The sequence below is a fragment of the Georgenia sp. genome (assembly GCF_054605595.1).
In genome coordinates this window covers 1-5,334 of sequence record NZ_JBTSDU010000170.1, presented here as the reverse complement: position 1 = coordinate 5,334, position 5,334 = coordinate 1, and the positions used below count along the sequence as shown (strand labels likewise).

Genomic DNA, 5,334 nt, shown 5'->3' with positions numbered 1-5,334 from the left:
CACCCGCGGCGTACACGGCGTGACCACCTGCGCGCGGAGGGCCCGCAGCGACGACTCGGCGATCCGCCACTCGTAGCGACCGGGGGGCACGCGGCTCATATAGAACGCGCCGTCGTTGAAGGTGATCACCTCCCGCACCTTGCCGGTCGTCACGTCACGAAGCTCCAGCCCGATGCCCCCCGCAGCCATCTCCGCCCACCCCTCCACTTGCCCCACCAGCTCCCGCGTCCGCAACAGCGGGATGTCCACGGGATTGAACAGGTTCGGCGTGGGACGAAGCCGCGACTCCGGCGTGGCCGGGGCGTAGGCGAGGTCGATCCCCTGCAGCGTGTCCACGACCACGCGCGTGGGCTCGTAGGGAAGCAATCCCCAGAGCCGGTAGCGCCCTTCCGCATCGGTGCGGGTGGCGCCTGCGTCGGCGATGACGCGGGCATCCGCGGCCGGCCGATCGGCGCTCGAGTACCGGCCGTCGGCGTCCTCGTCGAAGAACACCCGGCCGGTCACGCCGGCGGTGTTGATCCCGAAGCGGTCGCTCTGGGCCAGACCGTTGCGCCGGTCGTACACCGCCGTGCCCCCCAACACGGTCGTCGCGATCGCGCGCCGCGGGGTCGCGAAGACCGCGGCCGACTGGCGGAAGCGGCCGAGGAAGGCGTTGTAGGAGATCACCAGCGAGAAGCCCTGCTGCGGCCGGAGCCAGCGGACGGTCGCGCTCACGCTCCGATTCTGCCCATTGCCTGCCATGGTCCCGAGGCTCACCCGCTGCAGCCCCCGGCGGGTGAAGGCCGCATCGGTCTGCACCGGGACCAGGCCGCTCCAGCGGTGCACGCGCAGCGGGACGAGCGACGTACCGCTCGCGCTCACGAACCCCAGCCGTTGCAGGGGGTCGCGATCGTAGTGGAGCCCGTACTGCCCACGCGGCAGATGGGCGGAGTGGGTGGCGCGGATGCGGTCCATCGAGCGGCCGGCCGGCTGCTCGACTCGGCCCTCGACGCGCAGCGCCCGGATCCCGAGCGGCTCGCCGCGCAGCGGGAACACGAGCGAGGGCTCGAGGAAGCGCCGGCTGCGGGTCGCGTCCACAAAGCTGGCGACCGCCGCGCCGGCGGCGGTCTCCCCCGCCGACAGCGACGCCGCGAGCCGGCCCAGGCCCAGGAAGGCGACGCTCGCGGATCGAATCTGTGGAGTGAGCTCGACCCGCGCGTTGTACCCGCTCGGCATGGCCAGGAGCGCGCGGGCATACGGGTAGCCGCGCCGCCCCAGCGAATCCACCAGCTCGGCCCCCGCGCTCACCGTCATCCAGGGACGGATTCCATACGCCAGGTTCGCGTACGAGACCTGGCGACACTTGGCGGCCGCGGGGCAGGAGCCAGCCCCGATCGCGTACTCGACGGCGCCCGGCGGAAGCTGCTGGCCCACCACCTGGTACACGTACGCGCGCGTGACTTCCTCGCCCGCCGGCCCGAGAAAGCGCAGTTCCACCGGGGTGCTGCCGTAGTACAGGGGGACCGGAACCGCGGTCTGCTGCGCGCCGTCGGAGAAGCCGAGCAGCACTCCGTTCTGGTAGATTTCGTACGACCAGCCGGCCGGCACGTCGGGAATCACCGGGACCGAGGCGAAGAAGCCGTTGCGGAAGGGCTGCACGTTCGAGATCGCGATCCCGCGAATGGCGCGATAGCTCGTCGCGGTGCCCAGGTTCCCGATCTCCACCGATCGGAGCAACGGCGACAGCGGATTGACGTAGGCGTAGCGCCAGCTCCGGGAGAGCTCGGCGGCGTCGAGCCCGCGCCGACTGGAGACGGTGCTCCCCGCCTGGAAGCCGCCGCCGAAGAGCGCCCCCCCCACCTGGAGCTGGAGCGCCGCGTTGCGCGCAAGGTCCGCGGAGGGGAGCGAGAGGTTCCACTCCGCCGCCACTCCTCCCGAGCGGGCCACCCAGGGGACCGCCGCGCGCGCGCTGTCGGCCATCCCCACACGGCTGCCGTACGCGGCGCGGCGCTCGCGCGTGGTCACCTGCTGCTCCACGGGAAAAGGCGGCGTGCGCGAGAAGGTGATGACGAGATTCTCGCGATCCTCCACCACACGCGCCCCGAGCCACTCGGCGAGTCGCGCAGGAGCGAGATAGATCTGCCCGTCCACCACGGCGGCTTCGTCGCTCGCGATCGGGTGCACCTCCCCGTCGCGCAAGATCTGGCCGGCGCGCAGATCGAGCACCGCTGCGCGAGTCGTGCCCACCACCGGGGTCGCTCGAACGGAGTCGTTCGTGCGAACGGGCTCCGGCAGTCCGGTGAGGGCGATCACGCGATCCACGGGGACCAGCACGGCGCCGCGGACGGTGACCAGCACGGGACTGGTGACGCCAGCCGCCCGGCCTACCCGGAGGTCGTAGACCCCCTGCTCGAAGCCGCCGGGCACCTGGGCGCGGAGCGGCGTGGCGAGGCACGCCACCGCGAGGAGCACGGCGCGGAGCTGGGGGAGGATGGCTGCCGGAGATGGCAGCCGCATGGCGGGCTCAGAAGATCGTGTAGGCGAAGACGGCCGTCACCGTGCCGCTGTAGACGCCGGCGCGCTGCGCCGCGGCCGCGGTGAGCGTGCCACCGACGTACAGGTTCGCGTCGCGCTGCGCGACCGCGCCGCCAGGAGCCGGCGAATTCACCTGCATGCGGTACGTGCCGCCACTCGTGATCGCGGCGTTGGCGAAGCAGTAGTAGTCCACGCCGGTCGTCCGATTGACGAGGCAGCCCTTCGCGCGGAAACTCACCGGCATCGTCGCGCCCCCCGGGCCGGTGAGCACGGTCGGCAGCGAGGGGAAGGTCACCTGGAGATACCGGAACAGGAAGAAGGTGCTGACGTTCTGGTAGGTGAAGAGTCCCGACTGGCAGCCGCCGCTGCATGCCGCGCCCGCCCCTGCTGCCGCATCCACGCTCACCGCCGATCCGGGCGTCACGTCACCGAAGCGCAGATTGCGCACCCCCGCACCGGTGGTGGCGAAGTCCAGGAAGGCGGTCCCGCCGAGCGGCTGCGACGCTTGCCCCTGCGCCCGCGCGGTGCGGGGGGCGAGCAGCACCAGCAGCACCAGCAGCACCAGCACGCCCACGAGCAGAGCGGCGCTGCCGGCGAGGCGCAGGCGCGTGCGGGTCATCCCGACCGCTCCGAGACCGACACCTTCCCCTGGCGGGGGGGCACGGGCAGGGCGCCGCCGGGAGGAAGGTCCTGCCGCTCGGTGTCGAGCGAGTATCGCACGACGAAGCCGGCGAGCGACTTCCCGCGCAGCTCCGGCGGCAGGACGATGTCGAATTTCCGCCGCATGGTCCGGTACACCGCGATGTCCTCGTCCTCACGCGCGACGACCACGCCGGCGGGCGACACCAGCTCGGCGCGGAGCCGGCCGAGGAAGGCGGCGTTGCCCTGGCGCTCGAGATCCATCACCAGCCGCAGCAGGCTGTCGGTCACCGGCACGGCGCGCACCGGCGCCTCCACGATGCCCGTGCTCACGGGCCCGTTGCGGTAGGAGAGCGCAGTGGCGATGACCGTCTCCACCTCGACCTGCAACCGGATCTCCCCCTGCCGCTCCTCGATCGGGGGCTGGGCACCGCGGGAGCGCACGAGGATGCGCGCCCAGTACTCACCGGGGGCAAGCCCCTCCGGGGGTTGCACGAGCACGCGCACCGCCTGACGCTGCCCCGGCTCCAGCCGGATGCGGCGCGGGAAGGCGCGCAGCCAGGAGACCGCGGACGGCTCGCCGCCGGGCACCGTATCGAGGAGCTGTACGGTGACGGCGCCGAGCGAATCCGCGCGCGGGTACCCGAAGGCGAAACCGATCTCGATCTCCTCGGGTCGGGTGCCGGTGTTGATCAGCGTGATCACCCCGGACCGCGTGCGGTTGTCGATGTACAGCGCCGATGGGCTCACCGTCACCGCGCGCAGCGACCGCGCGCCGCTGCCGAGCAGCAGGAGCGCGCCCGCGACGAGCCGCGCGCGCGCGGCGAGTCGGACGGGGAGGCGGGGGATGTCGGAGAGCGAGAGGCGGCGCATGGGGGGAGGCGAAGGGGGTGCTATTGGGCGGGGTTCGTGATCAGCAGGGTCACCGAGGCCGCGTACGCTCCGGCGCGCTGTGCAACCCCGGGAAGGGCCGTGCCGGCGAGGTATACCGTCACCGCGTTCTTCCTGAGGCGATAGCTGGTTCCCACCGCCGGATCGAACAGCTGGACCTTGCCGCTCTTCGCGTCATACACCGCCGCGTCGGCGGTCCCGAAGGCGAGGGGAAGCCGAGCGCCGGTGGGGAGATGGATCATCGCCGTCGGCAGAATGAAGCGCAGGTCCACCTGCGTGCTCCCCGTGCCGGTCGAGGTGAGACTGATCTCGGCGCGGCGCGGCGAATCCTGGAGGGTCACCCGGTCGGGGACTCCGGCCATCAGGGCGCCGAAGCTGAGCCCCTGGAGCGGTGTGGCCAGCTGGGCGCGGGCACTCTCCGGGATCGCCATCATCAGCGCTGCCGTGAGGATCCCGCCCCAGCTGAAAAACCACCCCGTGCCAGTCATGTGGAGAGGACGGGGCGCCATGGCGCCCCGTCACGTGCCTCAGTTCGCGGTGTTCGTGATCGTGACGGGGAAGCTGCCGGTATAGACGCCGGCGCGGGCGAACTGGCTCTGCGAGGCGGCGATCGAGCCACCGATGTAGAGCGCGCCGGTCGCGAGGGCAGAGTTGTTGCCGTTGTACGAGAAGGCCACGCCCGCCTGGCAGGCGGCCGCCGTCTGGGCGGTCACGGTGCCGCCGACCGTCGGGGCGCTGCCGCACGCGAGGTTGGCGACCATCGTGCCGCCGCCGGTCCGACTCATCGTCACGGACGCCGGGATCGCGACCGTCGCGGTGGATGTGTTGAAGGTGAGGGCGACGAGACCCGCCTGCTGCGGCGAGCTCGGGGTGGCGTCGGCGGCGAGCGTCACGGCGGTGCCCGGGGTGACATTGCCGAAGTTCATGTTCGTGATCGCGTTGCTGACCGTCGGCAGGACCGTCGCGGTCGCGGTCACGCTCTGGGCACCGGCGAGGGCCGGCGTGGCCAGGAGGACGATGGCGAGGAAGCGCTTGATCATGGGAGTGCTCGGGGTGGTGGGGGGAACTGCGTCGAGAAGCAAGGGAGGACTGCGAGGAAGGTCAGGGGATCAGACTTCAGGAGGCGGGATAGCTGGCTGTGATCACGACCGAGCCGCTGTAGGTCCCCGCTGGTTTTCCCGTGGATTCGGCGGCGACGATGGAGCCGCCGACGTAGACGTATCCCTGTCCGAGACTGGCCGAGGCGTTGGTGAAGACCTGGCCGGGGGTGCAGGTGAAGGGGGTCGTGCT

The 5,334-nt window shown here is 71.8% G+C and carries 5 protein-coding genes; all 5 read right to left on the bottom strand.

Translation table 11 applies throughout. The annotated features are described in order from the left end of the window. A partial coding sequence (locus tag ACYC1Z_RS14060; protein WP_461410146.1) for a hypothetical protein occupies positions 1-2,451 on the bottom strand: 2,451 nt, incomplete at its 3' end. A 52-nt stretch (positions 2,452-2,503) separates the two neighbouring features. Beyond that, complete coding sequence (locus ACYC1Z_RS14055) at positions 2,504-3,133, bottom strand: DUF4402 domain-containing protein (RefSeq protein ID WP_461410145.1); 630 nt, start codon at positions 3,131-3,133, stop codon at positions 2,504-2,506. Beyond that, the gene (locus ACYC1Z_RS14050; protein WP_461410144.1) at positions 3,130-4,026 is read right to left on the bottom strand and encodes a fimbrial biogenesis chaperone; all 897 of its coding nucleotides are present in this window, start codon (positions 4,024-4,026) and stop codon (positions 3,130-3,132) included. Before ACYC1Z_RS14050 ends, ACYC1Z_RS14055 begins: the two co-directional genes overlap by 4 nt. 20 nt (positions 4,027-4,046) lie before the next feature. Then, positions 4,047-4,532 carry a hypothetical protein gene (locus ACYC1Z_RS14045; protein WP_461410143.1) on the bottom strand — a complete coding sequence of 162 codons (486 nt, stop codon included), beginning with the start codon at positions 4,530-4,532 and terminating at the stop codon, positions 4,047-4,049. A gap of 39 nt (positions 4,533-4,571) precedes the next feature. Then, positions 4,572-5,084, bottom strand: a complete 513-nt coding sequence (locus ACYC1Z_RS14040; protein ID WP_461410142.1) for a hypothetical protein — start codon at positions 5,082-5,084, stop codon at positions 4,572-4,574. Between the last annotated feature and the right edge of the window lie 250 nt (positions 5,085-5,334).